Origin of the sequence: Methyloversatilis discipulorum (assembly GCF_000385375.1) — a bacterium.
GTDB lineage: Bacteria > Pseudomonadota > Gammaproteobacteria > Burkholderiales > Rhodocyclaceae > Methyloversatilis > Methyloversatilis discipulorum_A.
This window is the reverse complement of sequence record NZ_ARVV01000001.1, coordinates 3,383,806-3,409,597: the sequence shown is the minus strand read 5'-3', so window position 1 is coordinate 3,409,597 and position 25,792 is coordinate 3,383,806. Positions and strand designations below refer to the sequence as shown.

At 67.9% G+C, this 25,792-nt stretch carries 20 protein-coding genes; 14 read left to right on the top strand and 6 right to left on the bottom strand.

Annotation, left to right across the window (positions count from 1 at the left end):
* Positions 1–5: 5 nt before the first annotated feature.
* The 4 genes from trhO to glnE form a co-directional block, all read right to left on the bottom strand.
* Positions 6–719, bottom strand: a complete 714-nt coding sequence (trhO, locus tag METRZ18153_RS0115890) for an oxygen-dependent tRNA uridine(34) hydroxylase TrhO (RefSeq protein WP_020165660.1) — start codon at positions 717–719, stop codon at positions 6–8.
* 61 nt (positions 720–780) lie between these two features.
* Positions 781–1,755 carry a sulfite exporter TauE/SafE family protein gene (locus tag METRZ18153_RS0115885; protein WP_020165659.1) on the bottom strand — a complete coding sequence of 325 codons (975 nt, stop codon included), beginning with the start codon at positions 1,753–1,755 and terminating at the stop codon, positions 781–783.
* Positions 1,756–1,884: 129 nt separating this feature from the next.
* Entirely contained in the window at positions 1,885–2,262 is a 378-nt protein-coding gene (locus METRZ18153_RS0115880; protein WP_020165658.1) for a hypothetical protein, read from the bottom strand.
* Positions 2,263–2,288: 26 nt separating this feature from the next.
* Positions 2,289–5,030: a bifunctional [glutamate--ammonia ligase]-adenylyl-L-tyrosine phosphorylase/[glutamate--ammonia-ligase] adenylyltransferase gene (gene glnE, locus METRZ18153_RS0115875; RefSeq protein ID WP_020165657.1), complete on the bottom strand. Its 2,742-nt coding sequence runs from the start codon at positions 5,028–5,030 to the stop codon at positions 2,289–2,291.
* A 159-nt stretch (positions 5,031–5,189) separates the two neighbouring features.
* Between glnE and METRZ18153_RS0115870 the strand changes: the two genes are divergently transcribed.
* The 8 genes from METRZ18153_RS0115870 (at position 5,190) to METRZ18153_RS0115835 (ending at position 16,355) form a co-directional block, all read left to right on the top strand.
* Complete coding sequence (locus METRZ18153_RS0115870; RefSeq protein WP_020165656.1) at positions 5,190–9,110, top strand: YhdP family protein; 3,921 nt, start codon at positions 5,190–5,192, stop codon at positions 9,108–9,110.
* A gap of 27 nt (positions 9,111–9,137) precedes the next feature.
* On the top strand, positions 9,138–9,956 hold the full coding sequence (locus METRZ18153_RS0115865) for a carbon-nitrogen hydrolase family protein (RefSeq protein ID WP_020165655.1): 819 nt from the start codon (positions 9,138–9,140) through the stop codon (positions 9,954–9,956).
* An 11-nt stretch (positions 9,957–9,967) separates the two neighbouring features.
* On the top strand, positions 9,968–10,750 hold the full coding sequence (locus METRZ18153_RS0115860) for a GNAT family N-acetyltransferase (RefSeq protein WP_020165654.1): 783 nt from the start codon (positions 9,968–9,970) through the stop codon (positions 10,748–10,750).
* Between the two features lie 18 nt (positions 10,751–10,768).
* The gene (gene tldD / locus METRZ18153_RS0115855; RefSeq protein WP_020165653.1) at positions 10,769–12,253 is read left to right on the top strand and encodes a metalloprotease TldD; all 1,485 of its coding nucleotides are present in this window, start codon (positions 10,769–10,771) and stop codon (positions 12,251–12,253) included.
* A gap of 14 nt (positions 12,254–12,267) precedes the next feature.
* On the top strand, positions 12,268–12,789 hold the full coding sequence (locus METRZ18153_RS0115850; RefSeq protein ID WP_029143818.1) for a DUF2062 domain-containing protein: 522 nt from the start codon (positions 12,268–12,270) through the stop codon (positions 12,787–12,789).
* A gap of 112 nt (positions 12,790–12,901) precedes the next feature.
* Positions 12,902–13,972 (top strand): 3-deoxy-7-phosphoheptulonate synthase AroG, encoded by a 1,071-nt coding sequence (gene aroG, locus METRZ18153_RS0115845; RefSeq protein ID WP_020165651.1) that lies wholly within the window; start codon positions 12,902–12,904, stop codon positions 13,970–13,972.
* A 3-nt stretch (positions 13,973–13,975) separates the two neighbouring features.
* Positions 13,976–15,481: an ArnT family glycosyltransferase gene (locus tag METRZ18153_RS0115840; RefSeq protein ID WP_020165650.1), complete on the top strand. Its 1,506-nt coding sequence runs from the start codon at positions 13,976–13,978 to the stop codon at positions 15,479–15,481.
* A gap of 7 nt (positions 15,482–15,488) precedes the next feature.
* Positions 15,489–16,355 (top strand): decaprenyl-phosphate phosphoribosyltransferase, encoded by an 867-nt coding sequence (locus METRZ18153_RS0115835; protein WP_020165649.1) that lies wholly within the window; start codon positions 15,489–15,491, stop codon positions 16,353–16,355.
* Here the strand turns inward: METRZ18153_RS0115835 and murI are convergent, their stop codons facing one another.
* Both murI and METRZ18153_RS0115825 read right to left on the bottom strand, forming a co-directional pair.
* Complete coding sequence (gene murI / locus METRZ18153_RS0115830) at positions 16,356–17,156, bottom strand: glutamate racemase (protein ID WP_020165648.1); 801 nt, start codon at positions 17,154–17,156, stop codon at positions 16,356–16,358.
* Between the two features lie 39 nt (positions 17,157–17,195).
* Positions 17,196–17,762 carry a cob(I)yrinic acid a,c-diamide adenosyltransferase gene (locus tag METRZ18153_RS0115825; RefSeq protein WP_020165647.1) on the bottom strand — a complete coding sequence of 189 codons (567 nt, stop codon included), beginning with the start codon at positions 17,760–17,762 and terminating at the stop codon, positions 17,196–17,198.
* 210 nt (positions 17,763–17,972) lie between these two features.
* Here METRZ18153_RS0115825 and METRZ18153_RS0115820 point away from each other — a divergent pair, with 210 nt between their 5' ends.
* From METRZ18153_RS0115820 to METRZ18153_RS0115795, 6 genes are all read left to right on the top strand, one after another.
* Entirely contained in the window at positions 17,973–19,262 is a 1,290-nt protein-coding gene (locus METRZ18153_RS0115820) for a glycerate kinase type-2 family protein (RefSeq protein WP_020165646.1), read from the top strand.
* Positions 19,263–19,523: 261 nt separating this feature from the next.
* Complete coding sequence (locus tag METRZ18153_RS0115815) at positions 19,524–21,032, top strand: FAD-linked oxidase C-terminal domain-containing protein (RefSeq protein WP_020165645.1); 1,509 nt, start codon at positions 19,524–19,526, stop codon at positions 21,030–21,032.
* A gap of 2 nt (positions 21,033–21,034) precedes the next feature.
* Complete coding sequence (glcE, locus tag METRZ18153_RS0115810; protein WP_029143816.1) at positions 21,035–22,111, top strand: glycolate oxidase subunit GlcE; 1,077 nt, start codon at positions 21,035–21,037, stop codon at positions 22,109–22,111.
* Between the two features lie 10 nt (positions 22,112–22,121).
* The gene (gene glcF / locus METRZ18153_RS0115805; protein WP_020165643.1) at positions 22,122–23,354 is read left to right on the top strand and encodes a glycolate oxidase subunit GlcF; all 1,233 of its coding nucleotides are present in this window, start codon (positions 22,122–22,124) and stop codon (positions 23,352–23,354) included.
* Between the two features lie 389 nt (positions 23,355–23,743).
* Positions 23,744–24,598: an HDOD domain-containing protein gene (locus tag METRZ18153_RS0115800; protein ID WP_020165642.1), complete on the top strand. Its 855-nt coding sequence runs from the start codon at positions 23,744–23,746 to the stop codon at positions 24,596–24,598.
* A gap of 102 nt (positions 24,599–24,700) precedes the next feature.
* Complete coding sequence (locus METRZ18153_RS0115795; RefSeq protein ID WP_020165641.1) at positions 24,701–25,516, top strand: PP2C family protein-serine/threonine phosphatase; 816 nt, start codon at positions 24,701–24,703, stop codon at positions 25,514–25,516.
* The last annotated feature ends 276 nt before the right edge of the window (positions 25,517–25,792 follow it).

Sequence of the window (25,792 nt, the reverse complement as noted above, 5' to 3'; positions counted from 1 at the left end):
CGGGCTCAGACCGGGCTCAGATCGGGCTTCAGTGCGCCGCGGTCGTCGAACACGACGCAGTTGCCGTGCCAGTGGGCGCCGCCCACTTCCTCGAAATAGCGCAGGATGCCGCCTTCGAGCTGCCACACCTGGTTGAAGCCGGCCTTCTTCATCAAGGGTGCGGCCTTTTCGCAGCGGATGCCGCCGGTACAGAAGGTGACGATGGGGGTGTCCTTCAGGTCGGCGTACTGTTCGAGCGCGGCCGGGAACTGACCGAAGCTGTCGACGCCGGGATCGAGCGCGTTGTCGAAGCTGCCCTGCTCGACTTCCCAGCGGTTGCGCGTGTCGATGATGACGAAGGGCCGCCCCTCGTCGTACCAGCGCTTCAGTTCGGCCGGCGGCAGATAGGGCGCCGGCGTCTCCGTCGGGTCGAAGTCGGGCGCGCCGACGGTGACGATTTCCTTCTTCAGACGCACGCGCAGCCGCTTGAACGGCAGCGTGTCCGACCCGCTCCATTTCACGTCGAGTGCGGCGAAGCGCGGGTCCTGCCCGAGGTCGGCGAAGAAGTCGCGCAGGTCGCTCTTCAGTCCGGCGAGGAAGATGTTGATGCCTTCGCTGGCGAGCAGCACGGTGCCGAGCAGCTGGCGCGACTGCGCCGCTTCGTGGATGCGAGTGCGCAGCGCTTCGCGGTCGTCGAGGCGGACGAAGCGGTAGGCGGCGGTGTTGGCGTAACGGGTCATGCTCACGGTCCGGAGATCAGGCGCCAAGTATACCTGTCGCCTGATACGCCTCCGGCGGCGCTCAGCCCAGCGCCTTCATCAGGTTGTAGACGCTGAGGCCGCTGATCAGCGTGCCCACCAGCACCAGCAGCGCACGCGCCGGCAGCGCGCGGCACAGGAAGGCGGCCAGCGGTGCGGCGAACATGCCGCCGGCGACCAGACCGGCCACGGTCGCCCACGGGGCGGCGTCGATGAAGATGACGAAGGCACCGGCGCTGGCGATGGCGATGAAGAATTCGGCGAAGTTCACCGAACCGATGGTGCGGCGCGGGTCCTGGCCGGCGCCGACCAGGCTGGTCGTGACCACCGGTCCCCAGCCGCCGCCGCCGGCTGCATCGACGAAGCCGCCGAACAGCGCCAGCTTGGCGACATGCTTAGGCTCCTGCGCCGGCTTGCGGCGATGGCGCCAGGCCTTGGCCAGCACGTAGATGCCCATCACCAGCAGGTAGCCGGAAATCCACGGCTTCAGCGCGGCGCCGTCGAACTTCGTCACCACCAGCGCGCCGAGTACGCCGCCGATCACGCCCGGTATCAGCAGCTTGAGCATCAGCTTGCGATCGACATTGCCCAGCCGCAGATGCGACAGGCCGGACAGGCCTGTCGTGAAGATTTCGGCGATGTGCACGCTGGCGCTCGCCACCGCGGGCGACGCACCTGTGCCGAGCAGAAAGGTGGTGGCGGAAATGCCGTAAGCCATGCCGAGCGCGCCGTCGATGCTCTGCGCGATGAAGCCGACGGCGGCCGCCTTCAGGAATTCGTCCGAAGTGACGACGCCGATCACGATGTCCAGCGCCGCCGACGGGTCGCCCAGTGGCAGACCGCGGGCGAGCAGGATGGCGGCCAGACCGAACAGCGTGAAGCCCATGAACCAGCTGGCGACGGTGGCCAGCGGGTGCGCGTGCGCGCGGTCTATCACCTGTTCGACCGGCGGCAGGCCGAGCGCTTCGTGGGCTTGTCCGACCTCGGTGGGCCGGGTGTCGATGTGGCGGATTTTCACTGCGCGTCGCTCGATATCTCAGGGAGCGCGCAGTCTAGTCAGCAATGCTTATTCAAAAAAGTGATATTTAGTTCTATAGATATCACCGGTCGGTATTTATCGGCAGGTGTCGCCCGGGGCGAGGCCGTACTACCGGTAAGGCCGCCGCCAGTAGCCCCAGGGGTAGGCCGGGTAATAGGGATAGCCATACATCCACATGCGGTCGCGCTCGCGCATCGCCTCGCGCATGCGCTCGGTTTCGATCAGGGTCTGCTGCATGTAGTCGATCACCTCGTCCGACACGCCTTCCTCGCGCAGCTTCGCCAGTTGCGAGGCCTTGAGCGGGTAGAGCGCACGGCTCTCCTCCAGGCGCTGGATGATTTCCGCCGGCGGGATGCCGTCCTTCGACATCTGCACGATTTCGTCGGTGGTCGGCGCCGGCGGGCGCGGCGGCGCAGTGACGCAGCCGCCAAGGGCGAGCGTGAGGCCGGCGAGCAGCAGGCTGCGGCGCAGGGTAAGCGTGTGCATGCGTGACTCCATCAGGTATCCATGCGTCAGAGTCGCTCGACGTCGCCCGAGTTCGACGCGTCGTCGAACAGGCGCGACCATACGGCGCGTATCGCGGTGCGCTCGGCCACCACCTCGTCCTTCGGCACCCGGGCTTTCGGCGCATCGTTGAGCCGCAGGCCGTGCTGCAGGTGGCGCAGCCGGCGGTAGGCGTTGCCGGCGGCGACCGCATCGAGTGCCGGCAGCAGGCCGACTTCGGAGGCGATGCGCAGCAGCGCGATGTTGCCGAGGTTGCCGGTCAGCTCGGGATGCGCGCCCGAGTGGGCCAGCACCATGTACTGCACGGCGAATTCGAGGTCGATCAGACCGCCGGCGTCGTGCTTGATGTCGAACAGTTCGGACTTGTTGGCGTGGCCGTCCATCATCTTCTGCCGCATGTCCAGCACTTCGCGGCGCAGCGCGGCGACATCGCGCGGCTGGGTCAGCAGTTCGCGGCGGATCGCCTCGAACTGTTCGCCGACAGCCGTATCGCCGGCGCAGTAGCGGGCGCGCGTCAGCGCCTGGTGTTCCCACACCCAGGCCGATTTCTGCTGGTAGTCGCGGAAGGCCTCGATCGAACTGACCAGCAGCCCCGATTCGCCATTGGGTCGCAGCCGGGTGTCGGTTTCGAACAGGATGCCGGCGCTGGTATGGCTGGACAGCCAGGTGAGCATGCGCTGCGCGAGGCGGGCATAGGTTTCCGGCGCCGACTCGTGCGGGTCGTCGAACAGGAAGATGACGTCGAGGTCGGACGCGTAGCCCAATTCCTTGCCGCCCAGCTTGCCGTAGGCGATGACGGCGAAGCGCGGCGTGTCGCAATGGCGGCGCGTGAGCTTGCGCCAGCACATGTCCAGCGTGATGCGCAGCATCGCGTCGGCCAGCGCCGAGAGGTGGTCGGACAGGCGTTCGACCGACAGCTCGCCGGCCAGATCGCGTGCCAGCAGACGGAACACCTGGGCGTGGTGGGCGTCGCGCATGGTGTCCATCTGCCGCTCGGTGTCGTCGCCCAGCTCGTCCAGCTGCTGGCGCAGCGCCTGTTCGAAGGCCGGCCAGTCCGGTTCGGCGGTGAGCAGGCGGGCGTCCAGCAGTTCGTCGAGCAGGATGGGATGGCGTACCAGATAGTTCGCCGCCCAGCTCGACGCACCGATCAGCCGCGCCACCTGGCTCAGCGCCTGCGGAAACTCGGCCAGCAGTGCCAGATAGGCGGCGCGCCGGCTGATGGTTTCCAGCAGGTCGAGGCCGCGCAGCGCGGTGGCCGTGGGCTGCGGCGTATCGCGGCAGGCTTCGAGCAGCTTGGGTACCAGCGCGTCGACCCGCGTGCGCGAACTGTCGGGCAACTGGCGGTAGCGGCTGCCCGACTTGAAGGCGGACAGGCGGCGCGCCAGCTGCTCGGTGTCGGCGAAGCCCATGCCATCGAGCGCGCTGTGGCAGTCGTCGCACGGGGCACTGTCCTGACCGATGTCCTGCCAGACGGCGCGCGGCGTCGGGGTCGAGCTGTCCTGCGCGCCGAATACGGCGTCGAAATGGCGGCTCACATGGCCGCGGTGGTGGTCCAGTTCGTCCAGCAGCGCGGCGTAATCGCCGAAGCCCATGGCCGAGGCGATCAGCGCCTGGTCTTCGGCGGTGGCCGGCAGCTTGTGCGTCTGCGCGTCCTCGACATACTGCAGCCGATGTTCGAGCCGGCGCAGGAAGACGTAGGCGGACTGCAGCTGCTCGACTGCGTCCTCGCCCAGCACGCCGCGCATCGCCAGCCGGTCGAGCACCTTCTGCGTCGGCCGGATCTGCAGCGCGCTCTCGCGGCCGCCGCGTATCAGCTGGAATACCTGGGCGATGAACTCGATCTCGCGGATGCCGCCGGGGCCGAGCTTGATGTTGTCCGCCATGTCGCGGCGCGCCACTTCGCGCCGGATCTGCGCGTGCAGGTCGCGCATCGCGTTGATCGCGCCGAAATCGAGGTATTTGCGGAACACGAAGGGCTTGCGCAGCGATTCCAGTTCGTCATTGACGCCGCCGGTCAGCGCGCGCGCCTTGATCCAGGCGTAGCGCTCCCACTCGCGGCCCTGCGTGACGAAGTAGTTCTCCAGCATGTCGAAGCTGCAGGCCAGCGGGCCGGAATCGCCGTTCGGGCGCAGCCGCATGTCGACGCGGAACACGAAGCCGTCGGCGGTCACGTCCGCCAGAAGCTCGATCACCTTGCGGCCGAGGCGGGTGAAGAAGTCGAAGTTGTCGATGCGCTTGCCCGGGCCGGTGGGCGTTTCGCCGTCGGTTTCGCCCGATTCCGGGTAGACGAAGATGAAATCGACGTCGGAACTGACGTTCAGCTCGCGCCCGCCGAGCTTGCCCATGCCGATGCAGATGAAGGGCTGCACGGCGTTGTCCGCCTCGCCGCGCGGCTCGCCGAAGCGCTCGACCAGCGCGGCGCGCGCCTGATCGACCGCCACCCGCACCGTCTGTTCAGCCAGCAGCGTCATGCCCTCGGTCACCTCGTCCAGATCGGCCAGACCCGCCAGATCGCGCACGATCAGGTGGGCCATGGTGCGGGCACGCAGCCGGCGCAGCGCCGACTTCAGCGCCGCCTCGTCGCCGTGTCCGAACGGCGTCTGCGTCAGCCATTCGCCCAGCAGGGCCGCGCTGATCTGGGCCTGCAGCGTGCTGCCCAGCGCGTCTTCCAGCGCCGGCCGCGCGTCCAGCAGGCGGGCGAGGTAGCGGCTGTGGCGGCGGGCGTGGGCAATGGCGGCGGGGGCGTCCATGAGAGGTTTTCCGGTATGAAGATGTCGATTATGCAAAAAACCGCGTTGCGGGCCGGCATGTAAGCATGGCCTTACAAAGCGCGACAGCGCCTGCGTTGCGGGTAAACTCCCGCATCGTTCCATAAATGCAGTCATCGCCGGTTTGACTGCCCGCAAATCTTGTCCGACTCCGCCCACGCTGAACTCGCCGCCGCGGTCGCCACCGTCCGCGCGGCGGCGGCCCGCTCCATGTGGCGTCGCATCGCCGGGCGGCTGTTCGACGCGGCGCTGATCGCCTACGTCGTCGTCGCCTGCATCGTGCTGGTCGCTCGCCACTGGGTGCTGCCCGAGGTGGATCAGCACCGCGCACGCATCGAACAGTCGCTCGGCGACGCACTGCAGCGCCAGGTGCGCATCGACAGCCTGAGTGCCGACTGGAGCGGTCTGCATCCGCAGCTGTCGCTGCGCGGTCTGACCCTGCTCGACGAAGCCGGCCAGCCGGCGCTGCGGCTGGAACAGGTCGAAGCGGCGCTCGGCTTTTCGTCGCTGGTGCGCGGCGAACTGCATCTGCACCGGCTCGACATCAACGGCCCCGATCTCTGGATACGCCGCGAAGCGGACGGACGCTTCTTCGTCGCCGGTCTGGAGATAAGACAGGACGGCGAGCGGGGCGGCTTCATGCGCTGGCTGCTGTCGCAGGGTCAGATCAATATCCGGGGCGCGCGGCTGGAGTGGGACGACGCGCTGCGCGAGACGGCGCCGCCGCTGCAGCTCACCCAGGTCGATTTCCGCCTCGACAATTCCGGGCGCGACCATCGCTTCGGCCTGTCGGCACGGCCGCCGAGCGAGCTGGCACAGCGACTGGACATCCGCGGCGACGTGACGCTGCCCGACCGCGAGGACTGGCGCAGCGCGTCGGGCGAACTGTTCGTGTCGCTCGAAGGCGCCGATATGGCGGTCTGGCAGACCTGGGTCGATTACCCGCTCGAACTGTCGCAGGGGCGTGGTGCGGCGCGTGCATGGACGCGTTTCGACGGCGCCCGGCTGGCCGAGGGGACTGGCGAACTGGCGCTGGCCGACGTGCGGCTGCGCCTGGCGCCCGATCTGCCGCTGCTCGATCTGGTCAGCCTGTCCGGCCGCGTCAGCGCCGAACAACTGAGCCAGGAGCGCGTCGTCGCCTCGGCCCGTCAGTTGCAGCTGGCGACCCGCGACGGACTGCGCGTCCCGCCGACCAGCGTCGATCTGCGCTGGCAGGCGGCGGCCGGCAATGAAGTGGAGCGTGGCGAGGTGTCGGCCAGCGCGCTCGATCTCGACGCGCTGACCCGGCTGTCGGCCTACCTTCCGCTGCCGGACCCGGTGCGCGACCGGCTGCTGCGTCACGCGGCGCAGGGCGTCGTGCATGAACTCGACGGTGGGTGGACCGGCCCGCTGTCGGCGCCGACCGCCTTCCGCGTCAGCGCGCGGCTGGACCGGGTCGGTCTGCGCGCGGACGGCGCACTGCCCGGGGTCAGCGGGCTGAGTGGCCGCATCGAGGGCAGCGACGTGCGCGGCAGCGTGCAGATCGACGCGCCGGAGCTGGTGCTCGACCTGCCGGCGGTGTTCCCGCAGCCGGAAATCCCGTTCTCACAGTTCAAGGCACGCGCCGGCTGGTCGCGCAGCGACGGCGAAACCGAGGTGGTGATCGAATCGCTCGCCTTCCGCAACGACGACGTACACGGTCAGGCGCGCGGGCGCTACCGCACGGCGGGTAACACGGCCGGCGAGATCGACATCGAAGCCAAGCTGCTCGACGGCGACGCGCGGGCGGTGTGGCGCTATCTGCCGCTCGACATCGGACCCGACACGCGCGACTGGCTGCGCACTGCGCTGACCGCGGGGCGCGCGCCGGAGGCGACGCTGAAGTTGCGCGGCCGGCTCGATGATTTCCCGTTCGACCGTGGCCAGCCCGGCATCTTCCAGGTGAAGGTGAAGGCCGAGGACGTGACCGTCGATTTCGGTCCCAGCTGGCCGCCGCTGACCGGCCTGCGCGCCGATGTGCTGTTCGAGGGGCCGCGCATGCTCATCACCTCGCGTGACGGCCGCATCATGAACACCAAGCTGGGCCCGACCACGGCCGAGATTCCCGATCTCGACGCGGCCGAGGAACTGCTGCTGGTGAAAGGCTCGACCAGCGGTGCGACCGCAGATTTCCTGCGCTACATCGACGCCAGCCCGGTGGCCGAACGCATCGACGGCTTCACCTCGACCATGCGTGCCGAAGGCAACGGCAAGCTGGCGATCGCACTCACCATCCCGCTGCGCCATTCGAAGGACACCAAGGTCGAGGGCGAATACAGTTTCACCGCCAACAAGCTCGTGCTGGACAGCACGCTGCCGCCGCTGACCGACGCGTCGGGCAAGGTGGCCTTTACCGACAGCTCGCTGTCCATCCGCGGCGCCCAGGCCAGCGTGCTCGGCTTTCCGATGACGCTGGATGTCGGCTCCGGCGGCGGTGGCACGGTCAATGTAGACGTGCGCGGCCGCGCCTCGATGGACGCGCTGCGCGCCCAGTTCGGCCAGCCGTGGATGGCGGCGCTGTCCGGCGTCGCCGGCTGGCAGGCGCGGCTGGGCGTGCGCCGCAACGGCACCGACATGGTTCTGGACGCCGATCTGTCGCAGGTCGCCTCGACGCTGCCGGCGCCCTTCGGCAAGTCGGTCGGCGAAGCGCTGGCGCTCAAGGTCGAGCGCCTTGGCACGCTCGATGCGCGCGAAGCGGCACGGCGCGGCCTGCCGGCGCTCGGTGCCGAACGCGAACTGCTGCACATCGACGCCGGCCGGCTCGGCAGCGCCGACCTCGTGCGTCGCTCGACGCCGGCCGGCTGGGTGCTGGAGCGTGGCGCGGTCGGCCTGCCGCAGATGCCCGCTCTTCCCGATCAGGGCCTCGCGCTGGCGCTGAGCACCGAGACCGTCGATCTCGACGCGCTGCGCCGCGCCTTTGCCGCGCCGACGTCTGCCGGCGGCACGACGGGTGACGCGTTGCCGGTGTCGCGGGTGAAGCTCGACGCGAAGAATCTGCGCCTGTCCGGGCACTGGCTGGAGGCGGTGAAGATCGATGCGACGCGCCGTGGCGAGGTGTGGGACATCGATCTTGCCAGCACCCAGGCGCGCGGTCGCGTGAGCTGGAACGCGCAGGGCAAGGGTCAGGTGAAAGCGCGCTTCGATCAGCTGCGCATCGACACGGCGGACGAGGCGGGCGCCCAGGTCAGCAGCGTCGAGCCGGACGAGGAACTGGACGAACTGCCGGCGCTGGACATCGAGGCCGAGCGCTTCGTGCTCGACGGCCGCAACCTCGGCCGGCTCGAACTGCAGGCCAGCAACGAGCGCCGCGCCTGGCTGATCAACCGGCTGGCGCTGACCATGCCCGAGGGCAGCTTCGTCGCCAGCGGCGCCTGGGGCCGCGCGCTGGCCGGCTTGCGCGGCACGCGCGAGACGCGGCTCGATTTCGTCATCGACAGCGAGGACGCTGGAAAGCTGCTCGACCGCCTCGGTCACGCCGGCGCGTTGCGCCGCGGTACGGCCGGCATGAAGGGCATGCTGCGCTGGCAGGGCAGTCCGCTGTCGATCGACTACCCGTCGCTGTCCGGATCGTTCGAGCTGAAGGCGAGCAACGGCCAGTTCAGCAAGATCAATCCGGGCGCCGGTCGCCTGCTCGGCATCCTCAGCCTGCAGTCGCTGCCACGGCGCATCACGCTGGACTTCCGCGACGTGTTCAGCGAGGGCTTCGCCTTCGATCGCATCGAAGGAACGGTGGCGGTCGAGCGTGGCATCATGAACACCGACAATCTCGAACTGGCCGGGCCGGCCGCGCGCGTGCAGATCAGCGGCAGTGCCAACATCGCTGCCGAAACCCAGAACCTGACGGTGAACGTCCAGCCGGCGCTGAGCGACAGCGTGTCGGTCGGCGCGCTGATCGCCAATCCGGCGGTCGGGGTGGCGACCTATCTGGCGCAGAAGGTGCTGAAGGATCCGCTCGGCCAGATATTCTCGTTCCGCTACGCCGTCACCGGCTCGTGGGAGGATCCGCTGGTGGCCAAGCTGTCGACGGCGCCGGCGGCCGAATGAGCCTGTCATCCGATTGAAAGGTGCGTCATGAACACTACGACCAAGACCCGCGTTGCTGCCGTGCAGATGGTGTCCGGCCCGGTGGTGGCGGACAACCTGCAGGAAGCGGGGCACTGGATTGCCGAGGCGGCGCGTCAGGGCGCGCAGCTGGTGGCGCTGCCGGAGTACTTTCCGCTGATTTCCGGCGACGAAGCGGACAAGATAGGCATACGCGAATCAGAGGGCGAAGGCCCGATCCAGCGTTTCCTCGCCGACTGCGCGCGCCGGCACGGCATCTGGCTGATCGGCGGCTCGGTGCCGCTGGTGGCGGATGCCGCGAACAAGGTCCGCAACACCTGCCTCGCCTACGGCCCGGACGGCAGCCAGGTGGCCCGTTACGACAAGGTCCATCTGTTCGCCTTCACCCGCGGCACCGAGAATTACGACGAGGCGCGGACGATCGAAGCCGGCCATCAGCCGGTGTCGATCGAGACCCCTTTCGGCCGGGTCGGCCTGTCGATCTGCTACGACCTGCGCTTTCCGGAGTATTTCCGCGCGCTCGGTGACATGAAGCTGCTGGTGCTCGGTGCCGCTTTCACCGAAACCACCGGCCGGGCCCACTGGGAGCTTCTGCTGCGTGCGCGCGCGGTCGAGAATCAGTGTTACGTGCTGGCGGCGGCGCAGGGCGGCGTGCACCCGTCCGGCCGGCGCACCTGGGGTGACTCGATGCTGATCGATCCGTGGGGCAATGTGATCAATCGCCTGGCGCGTGGTCCGGGCGTGGTCATAGGTGATCTGGATTCGGACTATCTTGTTGAAATAAGGCAGAATCTTCCTGCTTTGGGCCACCGGCGCATCGCTTGTTGAGGTCTCCCCGCATGAATGACCAGACCACTCGGAATCCGTCGAAATTTCCGCACACGCTGGCGGAAGTGACGGTCATGGACGTCGAACGGCTGCGCTCGATGTGCATCGAGCAGGAGGACATTCCTGGTACGCGCGAAATGGCGCAGCAGAAGGACAAGTTCCGCGTGCGCCTGCTGAGCAGCGACAACGAGAAGCGCGAGGGCACCAGCCTGCTGATCGAGAAGATGTACTCGTGGCGCGGCTATCACACGAAGAAGCAGATCGACGAGGCGCCGAACCGCATCACCCTTGTAGCCGAGTTCGACGGCCACATCTACGGCACCATCACGGTCAATCTCGACTCCGACACCGGCCTGTCGGCCGACGAAACCTATCCGGACGTGATGCACGCGCTGCGCGACGAAGGTCGCAAGGTGTGCGAGTTCGGCAAGTTCGCGGTCGAGCAGTCGGTGCGCTCGAAGCGGCTGATGGGCACGCTGTTCCACCTGATGTGCATCTACGCCTTCCGCATCCAGGACTGCGACGACGTGCTGATCGAGGTAAACCCGCGCCATCGCGCCTTCTACGAGAAATATCTCGATTTCGTCCCGGCCGCCGAGGAGCGCATGTGCAAGCGCGTCGGCGCGCCGGCCATCCTGCTGCGGCTGACGCGCGAGCTTTATCGCAGCCGTGTCGATGAACTGGGCGGCCGCTGGCGTGATCTGAAGGAAGAGAAATCGATGTACAAGTACTTCTTCCCGCGCCAGGAAGAGGACGCCATCGCCGAACGCCTCGGGCGTCCGGCGCGCAACTGAACCAGGACTGATGCATTCATGACCACCGGCTCCACCGTCACGACCCGCGAACCGACTGCGCTCACCGGCGCCGACCTGATGGGCACCGCGCGTGCCACGCTGCTCGCCCCCTTCGATCTCGACCGCGGCGAACTCGACCGCGTGTTCGGTCTGCTCGGCGGCCACCGCATCGACTACGCCGATCTCTACTTCCAGCACCAGTGCAGCGAGGCCTGGAGCCTGGAGGAGGGCATCGTCAAGTCCGGCAGCTTCAATATCGAACAGGGCGTCGGCGTACGCGCGATCCAGGGCGAGAAGACGGCCTTCGCCTATTCCGACGAAATCAGCCTGCCGGCGCTCGAAGCGGCCGCCCGCGCAACCCGCGCGATCGCCTCGCAGGGGCAGAGCCTGAGCGCACGCACGGTCACCTCGGCGTCGCCGGTGCCGCTGTATTCGTCGCGCAATCCGCACGCCTCGCTCAGCGACACCGACAAGGTGAAGCTGCTCGAACGGCTCGAAAGCTACGCCCGCGCCGAGGACAGCCGCGTCACCCAGGTGATGGCACACATCGCCGGCACGCACGAGGTGGTGATGGTGATGCGCAGCGACGGTCACATGGCGGCCGACGTGCGCCCGCTGGTGCGGGTGTCGGTCACCGTCATCATGCAGGACGGCGATCGCCGCGAGCAGGGCTCCAGTGGCGGCGGTGGCCGCTTCGACTACGGCTACTTCAGCGACGCGGTGCTGCGCGACTACGCGGCAAAGGCGGTGCATCAGGCACGGGTCAATCTCGACGCCCGCCCCGCACCGGCCGGCACGATGAGCGTGGTGCTCGGCCCGGGCTGGCCCGGCATCCTGCTGCACGAGGCGATCGGCCACGGCCTGGAAGGCGACTTCAACCGCAAGGGCAGTTCCGCCTTCGCCGGCCGCATCGGCCAGCAGGTCGCGTCGCGCGGCGTCACCGTGGTCGATGACGGGACGCTGCCCAACCGCCGCGGTTCGCTGACCGTGGACGACGAGGGCAACCCGACCCGCTGCACCACGCTGATCGAGGACGGCATCCTGGTCGGCTACATGCAGGACAGCCTGAACGCCCGCCTGATGGGCGTGGCGCCGACCGGCAATGGCCGGCGCGAAAGCTTCGCCCATCTGCCGATGCCGCGCATGACCAATACCTACATGCTCAATGGCGACCGCGAGCCGGAAGAGATCATCCGTTCGGTCAAGAAAGGCCTGTACGCGGTCAATTTCGGTGGCGGCCAGGTGGATATCACCAGCGGCAAGTTCGTGTTCTCGGGTGCCGAGGTGTACATGATCGAGAACGGCCGCGTGACCTATCCGGTCAAGGGCGCGACGCTGATCGGCAACGGGCCGGATGCGCTGACACGGGTGTCGATGATAGGCAATGACATGGCGCTGGACAGCGGTGTCGGCACCTGCGGCAAGGAAGGTCAGAGTGTGCCGGTCGGTGTCGGTCAGCCGACGCTGCGCATCGACGGGCTCACCGTCGGAGGCACGGCCTGACGGTCAGTTGCAGCATGCCTACCTGGTTGAGACGCTGGTTCCCGACGCGCGAGCAGATCCTCGCCTCCCGCGTCGTCGCGCCGTTCGCCCATCACCTGCGCGACGACAGACTGTGGCACGCCAACCGCCACAGCGTCGCGAAGGCGGTGTCGATCGGCCTGTTCTTCGGGCTGATGATTCCGTTCGCCCAGTTCCTGTTTGCCATCGCCACCGCGCTCTTCCTGCGTGCCCACATCGCCATCAGCGCCGGCTGCACGCTGATCACCAACCCCTTCACCTTTCCGCCGATCTACTGGGCGGCCTACGAACTGGGCAGCTTCGTGCTCGCCAAGCCGGCGTCGGTCCGCGAATCGCAGCAGATCGAACAGAGTGCGGAAAAGATCGGTGAACTGGCGACCGGCTGGCTCGAAGGTTTCTGGATCTGGCTCAGCGCAGCCGGCCTGCCGCTGGTGACCGGGCTGTTCATCATGGCCTGCAGCGCCTCGGTGATCGGCTATTTTGCGGTCCACCTGCTGTGGCGCGAGCGCCGCAACTGAGCCGGCCAGGATGCGCTTGAACGAAGGAAACCCCGCGCCGGGTTAGAATCCACCGCTTTGCAACGGCACACCTGCCGGCGCGGTACCGAACAACGTAGCCATGAACGCTCCCATGCACAAGATCACCGACGACGTCCGCATCAAGGAAATCCGCGAACTTCTGCCGCCCGCGCACGTGCTGCGCGAACTGCCGGCCAGCGATGTGGCGTCCGAAACGACGTTTGCCGCGCGTCAGGCCATCCACCGCATCCTGCGCGGCGCCGACGACCGCCTGCTGGTGGTGATCGGCCCGTGCTCGATCCACGACTACAAGGCCGGCATGGAATACGCGAAGCTGCTGAAAGCGCAGCGCGAGCGTCTTTCGGCCGACCTCGAAATCGTCATGCGCGTCTATTTCGAGAAGCCGCGTACCACGGTGGGCTGGAAGGGGCTGATCAACGACCCCTATCTGGACAACAGCTTCAAGATCAACGACGGCCTGCGCCTGGCGCGCCGCATCCTGCTGGAAGTGAACGAGCAGGGCCTGCCCGCGGGCACCGAATTCCTCGACACCATCACGCCGCAGTACACGGCCGACCTGGTGGCCTGGGGTGCCATCGGCGCGCGCACGACGGAAAGCCAGGTGCACCGCGAACTGGCGTCCGGCCTGTCCTGCCCGGTCGGTTTCAAGAACGGCACCGACGGCAACGTGCGCATCGCCTCCGACGCGATCAAGTCGGCGCAGTCGCCGCACGTGTTCCTGTCGGTCACCAAGGCCGGCCACTCGGCCATCGTGTCGACCGCCGGCAACGAGGACTGCCACGTCATCCTGCGCGGCGGCAAGGAGCCGAACTACGATGCCGAGGCGGTTGAGAAGGTGTGCCGCGAACTGGCCGCCGCCGGCGTGCCGGCCAAGGTGATGATCGACTTCTCGCACGCCAACAGCCGCAAGCAGTGCGCGCTGCAGATGGACGTCGCGCGCGACGTCGCGGCGCAGATGGCCTGCGGCGAGGACCGCATCTTCGGCGTCATGGTCGAATCGCATCTGAAGGAAGGCCGTCAGGATCTGGTCGCCGGCAAGGAGCCGGAATACGGCATGAGCATCACCGACGCCTGCCTGGGCTGGGAAAAGAGCGTCGAACTGCTCGACATCCTGGCCGAAGCCGTGCGCGCGCGTCGCCGTGCGCTCGCCGACCGCGACTGATCGGTGAATACGCTGTTCGCTACGGCGCCGGCTTCCAGCTGGCGCCGTTTCTATTTCATCAGCCTGCTGCTGACGCTGGTTTTCCGCGGCTGGCTGGGCGCGGTGCTGCCCTTTACCGGCGACGAAGCCTACTTCTACTGGTGGGGCAAGATTCCGGCTGGCGGCTTCTACGACCATCCGCCCATGGTGGGCTGGTGGCTGGCGGCGCTGATATCGGTGTCGGAAGCCGAGTGGTGGCTGCGTCTGCCGGCCATCCTGCAGCCGGCGCTGTTGTCCTTCATGCTGCTCGGCTTTCTGCGCGACGATGCCGCCGCCACACGCTGGGGCGCGGCGACGCTGATGCTGCTGGCGCCGGCCAGCGTGCTCGACGTGCTGATCACGACCGACATCCCGCTGGTGTATTTCAGCGTTGCCTCGGCGCTGGTGTTCCTGCACGCGCAGCGCACACGGTCGATGCCGGCTTTCGCACTGGCCGGTCTGCTGCTCGGCGGCGCCTTCCTGTCCAAGTACTTCGCCGTGCTGCTAGGACTGGCCTACATCGTGTGGGCGCTGTGGCGCCCCGCGGCGTGGAAGTGGAAGGGGCTGGCGCTGCTCGTGCTGTGCGCGCTGCCGGCGGGTCTGTACAACGCGTGGTGGAACAGCCAGCACTGCTGGGCCAACGTCATGTTCAACGTGTTCAATCGACACGGCGGTGCCGGGCTGTCGTGGAAGACGCCGCTGCTGTACGCCGGCATGATGCTGTGGCTGCTGACGCCTATGGTGGCGTGGCGCCTGCTGCGTGCGCCCGGCGCCTGGATGCGCCAGGCCGCGCTGCCGGCGCTGGTGGTCGTGCCGCTGGCGGTGTTCGGTCTGCTGTCGCTGGTCAAGACCATAGGCCTGCACTGGGTGTTCTCCTTCGTGCCGCTGGCCTTCCTGATGTATGCGCGCGCAGTACCCGACGGCATGCTGCGTCGTACCCGCAACATCACCGCGGTACTGGCGCTGCTGCACGTGGCCGGTGTGGTCGCGGTGGCGACGCAGCCGGTCGATAGCTGGGCGCAGCGGCTGGGGCCGCGCAAGTACGCCGGCGTCGTGCAGACAGTGAAGGCGGACGAGGTGATCGCCGCGCTGGGCAGCGACGTCGACCGCTACGTGTTGATGACCGACGGCTATTCGCCCTCGGTCACGCTGGGCTACAACCACGGCCGCTACTGGCCGGTGTTCGGCCCGGCGTCCAGCCATGCGCGGCACGACGACGTGCTGACCGACTTCCGCGCGCTGGCCGGCCGCGACATCCTGATCCTGAGCAAGGAGAAGCCGGACCTCGCCGACTACACGCCCTATTTCCGCGAGGTGAGCGAGGACACGCTGCAGGTGCGGGGTGCCACCTTCTGGCGCATCCGCGGCCACGGGTTCGACTACGCGGCCTACCATGCAGGCGTGCTGGAGCCGGCGCGCCGCCTGTGGTACGCAATACCGAAATGGCTGCCGGACTGCGGCTGCTATTTCGAGGAACGCTATTTCAACTGAGACCGCGATGATCGTCGCCGCCCTGCAGCTGATGCGTCCGAAGCAGTGGGTGAAGAACGGCTTCGTGTTCTTCGGCCTGCTGTTTGGTCACGCCTGGCATCAGGCAGCCATGGTGCAGTCGGCGCTGCTGGCCTTCGCCGCCTTCTGCCTGATGTCCAGTGCCGTGTACGCGCTGAACGACTTCCGCGACGTCGCGCAGGACCGATTGCACCCGGTCAAGCGGCGGCGTCCGCTGGCGTCCGGCGCGCTGTCACCCTCGGTAGCGGTGCTGCTGATGGGGGCGCTGTCCGCCAGTTCGCTCGCGCTGGCCTGGCAGGTTGGCGAAATGCTGGTGTGGCTGCTGTGCATCTACGGGCTGATCAACCTCGGCTACAGCTACGGCCTGAAACGCGTGGTCGTGCTCGACGTGTTCCTGATCAGCGCCGGTTTCATGCTGCGCCTGCTGGCCGGCACGACCGGCCTCGGCATCCCGCCGTCGAACTGGCTGCTGATGTGTGGCCTGCTGCTGACGCTTTTCCTCGGCTTCGCCAAGCGGCGCGCCGAAATGATGCTGATGGAGGAGGGCGGCGGCGCCCACCGCAAGGTGCTGGACCAGTATTCGGCCGCACTGCTCGACCAGTTCATCACCATCAGCGGCGCCTGCGCCGTCGTGGCCTACGCGCTGTACACGGTGGATGAGGACACGGTGCGCACCCACGGCACCGGCGACCTGATCTACACGTTGCCCTTCGTGCTGTACGGCCTGTTTCGCTACCTCTATCTGCTGCATCGGCAGGGCGGCGGCGGCGATCCGTCGCACGACCTGTTCCGCGATGTCCACCTGATCGTCGCGATGGCGGGCTGGGTGGTCGTCACCGTCCTCATCCTGCGCTGATCAGCCGGTCAGCGGTTCGACCGTCGCGTCCTGCCCCCACAGCCGCTGCAGCGCAGCGTTGCGTTGCGTTGGCGGCGCGCTGCTCCAGAAACGTTCGCCGCCGTGGTGGCCGCTGCGCAGCAGACCGGCCCGGCCGAGCGCGCGCGCGAGCTGGCGGGCGACCGCATCTCCGGTGTCGATCACGCGTACCGAGGGCCCGGCCGACTGTTCGATCAGCGGGCGCAGGAAGGGGTAATGGGTGCAGCCGAGCACGATCACGTCGGCGCCCTCGGCGATCAGCGGTTCGACGTGCGAGGCCACCAGCGCACGCGTGGCCGGCGTGTCGAAGTCGCCGCGCTCGACCGCTTCCACCAGACCGCTGCCCGGACGGGTCACCACGTGGATGTCGCGGCCGAAGGTGTCGAGCAGTGCCGCGAAGCGACTGCTGGCCAGCGTGCCGGTGGTGGCCAGCACGCCGACCGTGCCGGTCTTCGTCGCCGCCACCGCCGGTTTGACCGCCGGTTCCATGCCGATGATGGGGAGCGCCGGCCAGCGCTCGCGCAGCGCCTGCGCGGCCGCCGCGGTGGCCGTGTTGCAGGCGATCAACAGCGCCTTGGCGCCGCGTGCGATCAGGAATTCGCCCAACTCGGCGCTGCGTGCGCGTATCCAGTCGGCGCTGCGCTCGCCATAGGGGGCGAAGCCGGAATCGGCGACGTACAGGAAATCCTCGGCCGGCAGCGCCGCGCGCGCATGGCGCAGCACCGACAGGCCGCCGAGGCCGGAGTCGAATACGCCTATCGGCGCGTCGGGAGTGCTGGTCACGGGCAGTGCTCGGTCGCGGACGTGTCCGCGGCCATCCCTTCAGTCCGTTGCGCCGTCGTGGGCGCGGCCGCGCTGCCACAGCACGTCGCCGCAGCCGGCCAGCCGGTTGTAGGTGCGGCCGAGCACGAACAGCAGGTCGGACAGGCGGTTCAGATACTGCCGGCTCGCCTCCGACACCTTGCCTTCGGCGGCCGCAGCGATCACCGCGCGTTCGGCGCGACGGCAGATGGTGCGGGCGAGGTGGGCGTGGGCTGCCGCGCGGGTGCCGCCGGGCAGGATGAATTCCTTCAGCGGCGTCAGCTCGGCGTTCAAGCGTTCCAGTTCGGCATCGAGGCGCGCCACCTGTTCGGTCTTGATCAGGTGGTAGCCGGGGATGGCCAGTTCGCCACCGAGGTCGAACAGATCGTGCTGGATTTCGGTCAGCAGCGCCGACAGATCGGCCGGCATGTCCTCGCACAGCAGCACGCCGATAGCGCTGTTCAGTTCGTCGACGTCGCCGAGCGCGTGTATCCGCGCACTGGATTTGGAAACCCGGGTGCCGTCGCCGAGGCCGGTTTCGCCGCCGTCGCCGGTGCGGGTGGCAATCTTGGATAGTCGATGACCCATGGCGTGTGATGACTTGGATAAGAGGTATTGATTATAAGTGCGCGCAAATATAAGGCCGGCGCACGCTAGAATTGCACATCATCCCATGCTGGCGCCCACCCCGCGACAGCCGGATATGCGGGCGGCCATCACCCGGCAGCGCTGCGCGGTTCATGCACATACACGCAGACCACACATCCCCCGCAAATGAACAGAACAGACGGAGTTGCCGTGAGTACCCCCGAACCGAAAGATTTCCTGAACAAGCTGTTCCAGGCGGCGTTCGACGCTGCCAATCCCGATCTGTGCGTGCCGGCCAATCTGCCGCCGCCGCCCAAGGGCCGCACCATCGTCGTCGGCGCTGGCAAGGCCGCGGCGTCGATGGCGCTGGCGGTCGAGAAGAACTGGTCGGGCGACCTGTCCGGCCTGGTGGTCACCCGCTACGGCCACGGCGCGCCGTGCCAGCGCATCGAGGTGGTCGAGGCGTCGCACCCGGTGCCGGATGCGGCCGGTCAGCAGGCTGCGAAGCGCATTCTCGACAAGGTGCAGGGCCTGAGCGAAGACGATCTGGTGATCGCCCTGATCTCCGGCGGTGGCTCGGCGCTGCTGTCGGCGCCGGCCGAAGGCCTGACGCTGGAGGACAAGCAGGCGGTGAATCGCGCGCTGCTGGCCAGCGGCGCCGCCATCCAGGAAATGAATTGCGTGCGCAAGCACCTGTCGTCGATGAAGGGCGGCCGGCTGGCGCAGGCCGCCTATCCGGCGCGCGTGTTCACGCTGGTCATTTCCGACGTGCCGGGCGACGACCCGGCCGTGGTCGCCTCCGGTCCGACGGTGCCGGACACCACCACGCGCGAGGACGCGCTGGCCATCATCCGCCGCTACAACATCGAAGTGCCGGCGGCCGTGATGGCCTGGCTGGCGAAGCCGGAATCGGAAACGCCGAAGGCCGACGATCCGCGACTGGCGCGCTGCGAAACCCGGGTCATTTCCACTGCCCAGGCCTCGCTGCTGGCGGCCGCCGAAGTGGCGCGCGCGCACGGCGTGACCCCGCTGGTGCTGGGCGACATGATCGAAGGCGAATCGAGCGACGCGGGCAAGGTGCTGGCCGGCATCGCCAAGGCCTGCGCGATCAATGGCACGCCGGTCCAACCGCCCTGCGTGCTGCTGTCGGGCGGTGAAACTACGGTCACTCTGGGTCAGATCAAGCCGGGCCAGAAGCCGCGCGGCGGCCGCAATTCCGAATTCCTGCTGTCGCTGGCGATCGCGCTGGACGGCATGAAAGGCATCCACGCGGTGTCCGGCGACACCGACGGCATCGACGGCAGCGAGGACAACGCCGGCGCCATCGTCACCGACGACACGCTGGCCCGCGCCCGCGCCGCCGGCATCGACGCCCGCACGATGCTGGACCAGCACGACGCCTACGGTTTCTTCCTCGGCATCGACGACCTCATCGTGACCGGCCCGACGCTGACCAACGTAAACGACTTCCGCGCCATCTACGTCGAAAAGAAGGTCTGAACGACCTCGGCTCTCCCCGGAAACGGCGCCTGCGGGCGCCGTTTCTTTTGCCGCCTCCGGAAGCGCAGTCGCGAGCCGGGGTCTTGTGGGAGGGGTCTTCTGACCCCGCCAGCGGCCTGTATCGGGAGCCGGCGCGGTTTCCGACGCCGCATTACGAGCAGAGGTGACTTCCACGGACAGCGATCCCGCGCTGCAGGAGGCGCCGCCGGGGCACTGCGGGTATCATCTGCCGCCTGTCTCTCTGCCCCACCGGAAGCCGCCATGAGCGCTCTGCCACAGGCCCACGAAGCCACCGCTGTTCCGCCACCCGGAAGTACCGACCGCCCGGCCCTGATCGCTGAACTGGCCCGCGTGCTGCCGGAGGACTGTCTGATCACCGACCTCGGCCGTCTGCGCGCCTATGAATGCGACGGCCTGATGCTGATGCGCGAGATGCCATTGGCGGTCGCGCTGCCGACCACCGAAGCGCAGGTGATCGCGGTGCTGCGCACCTGTCACCGTCTGGGCGTGCCGGTGGTGCCGCGCGGCGCCGGTACCGGCCTGTCGGGCGGAGCGACGCCGCACAAGCAGGGTGTGGTGCTGTCGACGGCGCGGCTGAACCGCATCGTGTCGGTCGACCGCCTCGCCCAGCAGGCCGTCGTGCAGCCGGGCGTGCGCAATCTCGCGGTGTCGGAGGCGGCGGCGCCCTACGGTCTCTACTACGCGCCCGACCCGTCGTCGCAGATCGCCTGCAGCATCGGCGGCAATGTGGCCGAGAACTCGGGCGGCGTGCATTGCCTGAAGTACGGACTGACCGTGCACAACGTGCTGCGTGTGCGCATGGTGACGATGGCGGGCGAAGTGATGGAAATCGGCAGCGCCGCGCCGGACAGCCCCGGTTACGACCTGCTGGCGGTCACCATCGGTTCGGAAGGTCTGCTCGGCGTCGTCACCGAAGTGACCGTGAAACTGGTACCCAAGCCGCGCGTCGCACGCTGCGTGCTGGCTGCATTCGACGACATCCGCCGCGCCGGTCAGGCGGTGGCCGACATCATCGCCGCCGGCATCATCCCGGCCGGGCTGGAAATGATGGACCAGGCTACCGCCGCCGCGGTCGAGCAGTTCGTGCACGCCGGTTACCCGCTGAACGCGGCGGCCATCCTGCTGTGCGAGTCCGACGGCACCGAGGAGGAGGTGCAGGACGAGATCGCCCGCGTCCGTGCGCTGCTCGACACCGCGGGCGCGACGGAAATCCGCATCTCCAGCGACGAAGCGGAACGGCTGCGCTTCTGGGCCGGCCGCAAGGCGGCCTTCCCGGCGGCCGGGCGCATCTCGCCCGACTACTACTGCATGGATGGCACCATTCCGCGCAAGCGGCTGGCCGAAATGCTTGAGGCGATGGAGGTCATGGCGAAGAAGTACGGCCTGGGCCTGCTCAACGTGTTCCATGCCGGCGACGGCAACCTGCACCCACTCATCCTGTTCGATTCGAACGACCCGGATTCGGTGCACCGCGCCGAAGCCTTCGGCGTCGAAATCCTCGAACTGTCGGTGGCGCTGGGCGGCACCATCACCGGCGAGCACGGCGTGGGGCTGGAGAAGATCAACCAGATGTGCAGCCAGTTCGCTTCCGACGAACTCGACATGTTCCACCGCGTGAAGGCCGCCTTCGACCCGGCCGGCCTGATGAATCCGGGCAAGGCGGTGCCGACGCTGCACCGCTGCGCCGAAATGGGCCGCATGCACGTGCATCACGGCGAGCTGCCGCATCCCGAACTGCCGCGTTTCTGACCATGACCCACACTCTTCATGCAGTGCTGCGCGAGCAGGTGCTGGAGGCCGCCGCGCACGGTCGCGCGCTGCGCCCGCATGGCAGCGGCTCCAAGGACTTCCTCGCCCGCTCGCTCGACGGCATGCCGCTGGACATGCGCGGTGCCCAGGGCGTTATCGCCTACGAACCGTCCGAGCTCTACATCACCGCGCACGCCGGCACTCGGCTGTCGGCCATCGAAAGCCTGCTGGCCGAACACGGCCAGATGCTGGCGTTCGAGGCGCCGCACTTCGGTGCCCACGCCACGCTGGGCGGCGCCGTCGCCAGCGGACTGTCCGGGCCGCGCCGCATCAGTGCCGGCAGCCTGCGCGACTTCGTGCTCGGCGTCACTTTGATGGACGGCCAGGGCCGCGTGCTGCGCTTCGGCGGGCAGGTGATGAAGAACGTCGCCGGCTTCGACGTATCGCGCCTGATCGCTGGCAGCTTCGGCACGCTGGGCCTGGTGCTCGAGGTGACGCTGAAGGTGCTGCCGCGGCCGCAGGCGGAACAGACCCGCGTGTTCGCGCTCGACGAGGCGCAGGCGCTGACCCGCATGCGCGAGTGGGGCGCCCAGCCACTGCCGGTGTCAGCCACGGCCTGGCTGGATGGCCGGCTGGCGGTGCGACTGTCCGGCGCGCAGACCGCGCTCGACGCGGCCGTGCGCAACATCGGCGGCGACCTGCTCGATGCGGCCGAGGCTGCTGCGCTGTGGCAGTCGATGCGCGAACAGACGCACGATTTCTTCGCCGGTGACACACCGCTGTGGCGTCTGTCGCTGCCGCCGATGACGCCGGTACTGCCGCTCGACGGCGCCCGCCTGATCGAGTGGAACGGCATGCAGCGCTGGCTGCGCAGCGATGTCGACGCCGACGCGCTGCGTCATGCGGTAAACGCCGTCGGCGGTCACGCGACGCTGTTCCGCGGCGGCCGGGCCGTCGATCGGGAACGCGACGTGTTCGAGCCGCTGGCGCCTGAAGTGATGGCGGTGCATCGCCGCCTGAAGCAGGCTTTCGACCCGTCCGGCGTGTTCAGCCCCGGACGCCTGTACGCTGAACTGTGAGCGCCGACTGATGCAGACCGGACTGGCCGATTTCATCCGCAACACCCCCGAAGGCGACGCCGCGGACACCCTGCTGCGCAAGTGCGTGCACTGCGGTTTCTGCAACGCCACCTGTCCTACCTACCAGCTGCTGGGCGACGAGCTCGACGGTCCGCGTGGTCGCATCTATCTGATGAAGCAGATGCTCGAAGGCGAGGTGCCTGCCGACACCGTGCTGCCTCACCTCGACCGCTGCCTCACCTGCCGCAACTGCGAATCGACCTGTCCGTCCGGGGTGCGCTACAGCGAACTGGTCGATATCGGTCGCGCGGTGGCCGAGCGGCGTGCAAAGCGCCCGCTGGCGCAGCGCGCGAAGCGCTGGCTGCTGCGCGAAGGGCTGTCGCGCCCGGCGGTGTTCAACACCGCGCTGGCGCTCGGTCGGCTCGCCAAGCCGCTGCTGCCGGCGCCGCTCGCCGCCAAGGTGGCCGACGCGCGCAGCGCCGGCGCCTGGCCGCCGGTGCGCCATCAGCGCCGCATGCTGGTGCTGGCCGGCTGCGTGCAGCCCGCGCTGATGCCGGACGTGAACGCCGCGGCAGCGCGCGTGCTCGATCTGCTCGGCATTTCGCTGGTCGAGATCGCGCGCGCCGGCTGCTGCGGCGCGCTGCGTTTCCACCTCAACGACCAGGACGGCGGTCGTCAGGATATGCGTGCGCTGATCGACGCCTGGTGGCCGGCGATCGAGCGCGGCGACGTCGAAGCCATCGTGATGACGGCCTCCGGCTGCGGCAGCACGGTGCGCGAGTACGGCCACCTGCTGGCCGATGACCCGCTTTACGCCGAGCGCGCGGCGAAGGTGGCGGCGATGACCCGCGACCTGTCGGAAATCCTGGCCGCGGAGCGCGTACAGATCGAAGGGCTGTTCGCCGCCGGTGGCACCGGGCGTCGTCCTCTTGCCTACCACCCGCCCTGTTCGCTGCAGCACGGTCAGCAGGTGCGCGGACACGCCGAAGCGCTGCTGCGCGCCGCCGGCTACGACCTGAAGCCGGTCGCCGACAGTCATCTGTGCTGCGGTTCGGCCGGCAGCTATTCGCTGCTGCAGCCGGCGCTCGCGACGACCTTGCGCGACAACAAGCTGCGCTCGTTGCAGGCCGAACAGCCGGCCGGCATCGCCAGTGCCAACGTCGGCTGCATTGCCCACCTGCAGACTGGGACCGCGACGCCGGTGCGCCACTGGATAGAGTGGCTCGATCAGGCGCTCACCTAGGGTCTGTTTATTGAATCGCGGGCCGCGTTTGCAGCTGCGAGGCACGTGCACGGCGTGCGACGAAGTCGAGACTGGCCGTCTCGACAAAGAGCGCAACGCGGTCCTTGCCTCGCACGCTGCAAACCCGAAGGACGCGAGCCCCGTTGCGCCCAGCTCCGCGTGGGGCCTCCTGGCCTGACGGCCAGTCAGCCGGCGTCGGCCCGCCTTGATCTGGACGCATCGGGAATCGCGCGCGGCCCGCGATTCAATTGCAACAGACCCTGGGGCGCCTGAAGCGGCAACCGGCCCGGGTCCGCTTGCCGCGGATCCGTTGCATTTTCTTGCTCAAGTACTGTCGGCAGCGGCCGTTAATGCTCGCAGCCCGCAATACAGTTCCGAGTGAGCCCGCCATGCAGCATGCAGCCGTACCCGCACCCGAAGTCATCGATGCAGTACTCGAATCGTCCGCCGTCCTTCTTCCCCCCAAGCCCCGACTGCTGCAGGAAATCGAGAACCTGATGCGCAACCCGGATTTCGAGGTTGCCTTCCTGGCCGACAGCATTTCGCGCGATCCGGGGGTGCTTGCTGCGCTGTTCAAGGTATGTCGCTCGCCCGCCTACCGGCGCGGACGTGCGCCCGCCAATGCGGAACAGGTGCTGATGCTGGTCGGCCTGAACCAGACCATCAATCTGGTGCGCGGCATTTCGATCCGACAGGCGGCAGGCGGTCCGGGGCCGCAGATGGAGCGCTTCTGGCAACGCTGCGAAACGATTGCCAGCCTGGCCTCGCAGATCGCCGGCGAACGCGTCGCGGTCTGCAACGTGTTTCCCGATCAAGCGTATCTGGCCGCCATGTTCCACGACTGCGGCGTTCCCCTGCTGATGCTGCGCTACGCCGACTACTGGAAGACGCTGAATCTGGACGAGGAGTCCTACTGGGTCGATACCGGGATGGAGAACGTCCGCTACCGTCTCGATCACGCGACGGTCGGCTACTGGGTCGCCCGCAACTGGGGGCTGCCGGAACTGATCGTGCAGGCCATCCGCTATCACCACGAAATGCCGGAGGACGACACCTACGGCCTGCGCAGCACGATAGGCATCGTCGCGCTGGCCACGCACATCTATCTGCGCAATAAGGGCCTGCCGGATCCGATCTGGAGCATGCGTTCGGGCGAAGTGCTCGAAGAACTGGGCATACACGCGAGTGCGCTCGACGAGTACATCGACGAGATCAACGAACAGCACGTGAGCTTCTCGGTGTGAAGAATCGTGAAATTGCACCTGTGCTTGCAGACATGAACAGCTGCTTACACGAGCGTGTGCTGTTGAGAAGCTAGAATCGGCTACAGGTATCCGGAAAGCTTCATGGCGCTCAAACTAGACAGCTGCGTCGCGCAGCACATCGGCGATCGCAAGGAACAGCAGGATCGCGCAGCGGTGTTTCCGCATTCCCGCCACAAGGGAATGCTGATGGCCGTGCTCGCCGACGGCATGGGCGGCCACAGCGGTGGCGCGATGGCGGCCGAGCAGGTCGTACATAAGGCGCGCGAGAATTTCGAGAGCTTCGCTCCGGCGATCGAGTCGCCGCAGGAGCTGTTGCGCAGCGTGGTCGAGGAATCGCACGTCGTCATCAAGCTCACCCGCTTCACGTCCGAGCAGGATCCGCATTCCACCGCCTGCGTGCTGCTGATGAACGGTGGCCGCGCCGACTGGGCGCATTGCGGCGATTCGCGCATCTACCATTTCCGCGACGACAAGCTGGTCAGTTGCAGCAAGGACCATTCGCTGGTCGGCGAACTGATGCGTCAGGGGCGCCTCGACGAAGAGGGCGCCAAGACGCACCCGCAGCGCAACCTGCTTCTGCACTGCCTCGGCGCGCAGAAGGAACCGGTGATCGATTTCGGCGGCACCGACACGCTGTCCGATGGCGACACCTTCGTCATCTGTTCCGACGGTCTGTGGGCGTATTTTTCCGACGAGGAAATGGGCGGCGTGCTGTCGGTGTATTCGGCGCGCGAGGCGGCCGAGGTGTTCATCAAGCGCGCCCGCGAACGCGGTCGCCCGACCGGCGACAACGTGTCGCTCATCATCATCAAGCTGGTGGACGTCGAAGCCCGCCAGAAGGCCGAAAAAGAGCGTCTCGACGCCGCTCGTCGCAAGCTCGGCAAACTCCCCGCCTGACCCGCCGCGGCATCTCGCCGCGCGTCCCTTTGCTGCATCCCCTGTTGATCGTCATCGCACGAGGCTCTGCATGTGCTGCGCCGCAGCACATGGCCTTGCCCTTTGTCAAGAACATTGCGCGGCTATAGCGTGTTGCGGCGCAACGTGCATCTTTTGTGGCACAAAGTGCTGCGCCGTGAAGCCCGACACGCTAGACTGCGCGCTCCGGAAGGCAGGAGAAGACGCACCGGCAGGTGCGCCGAGCGGGCTGTCATGCGCCTGTCGCCGTACCGGTCA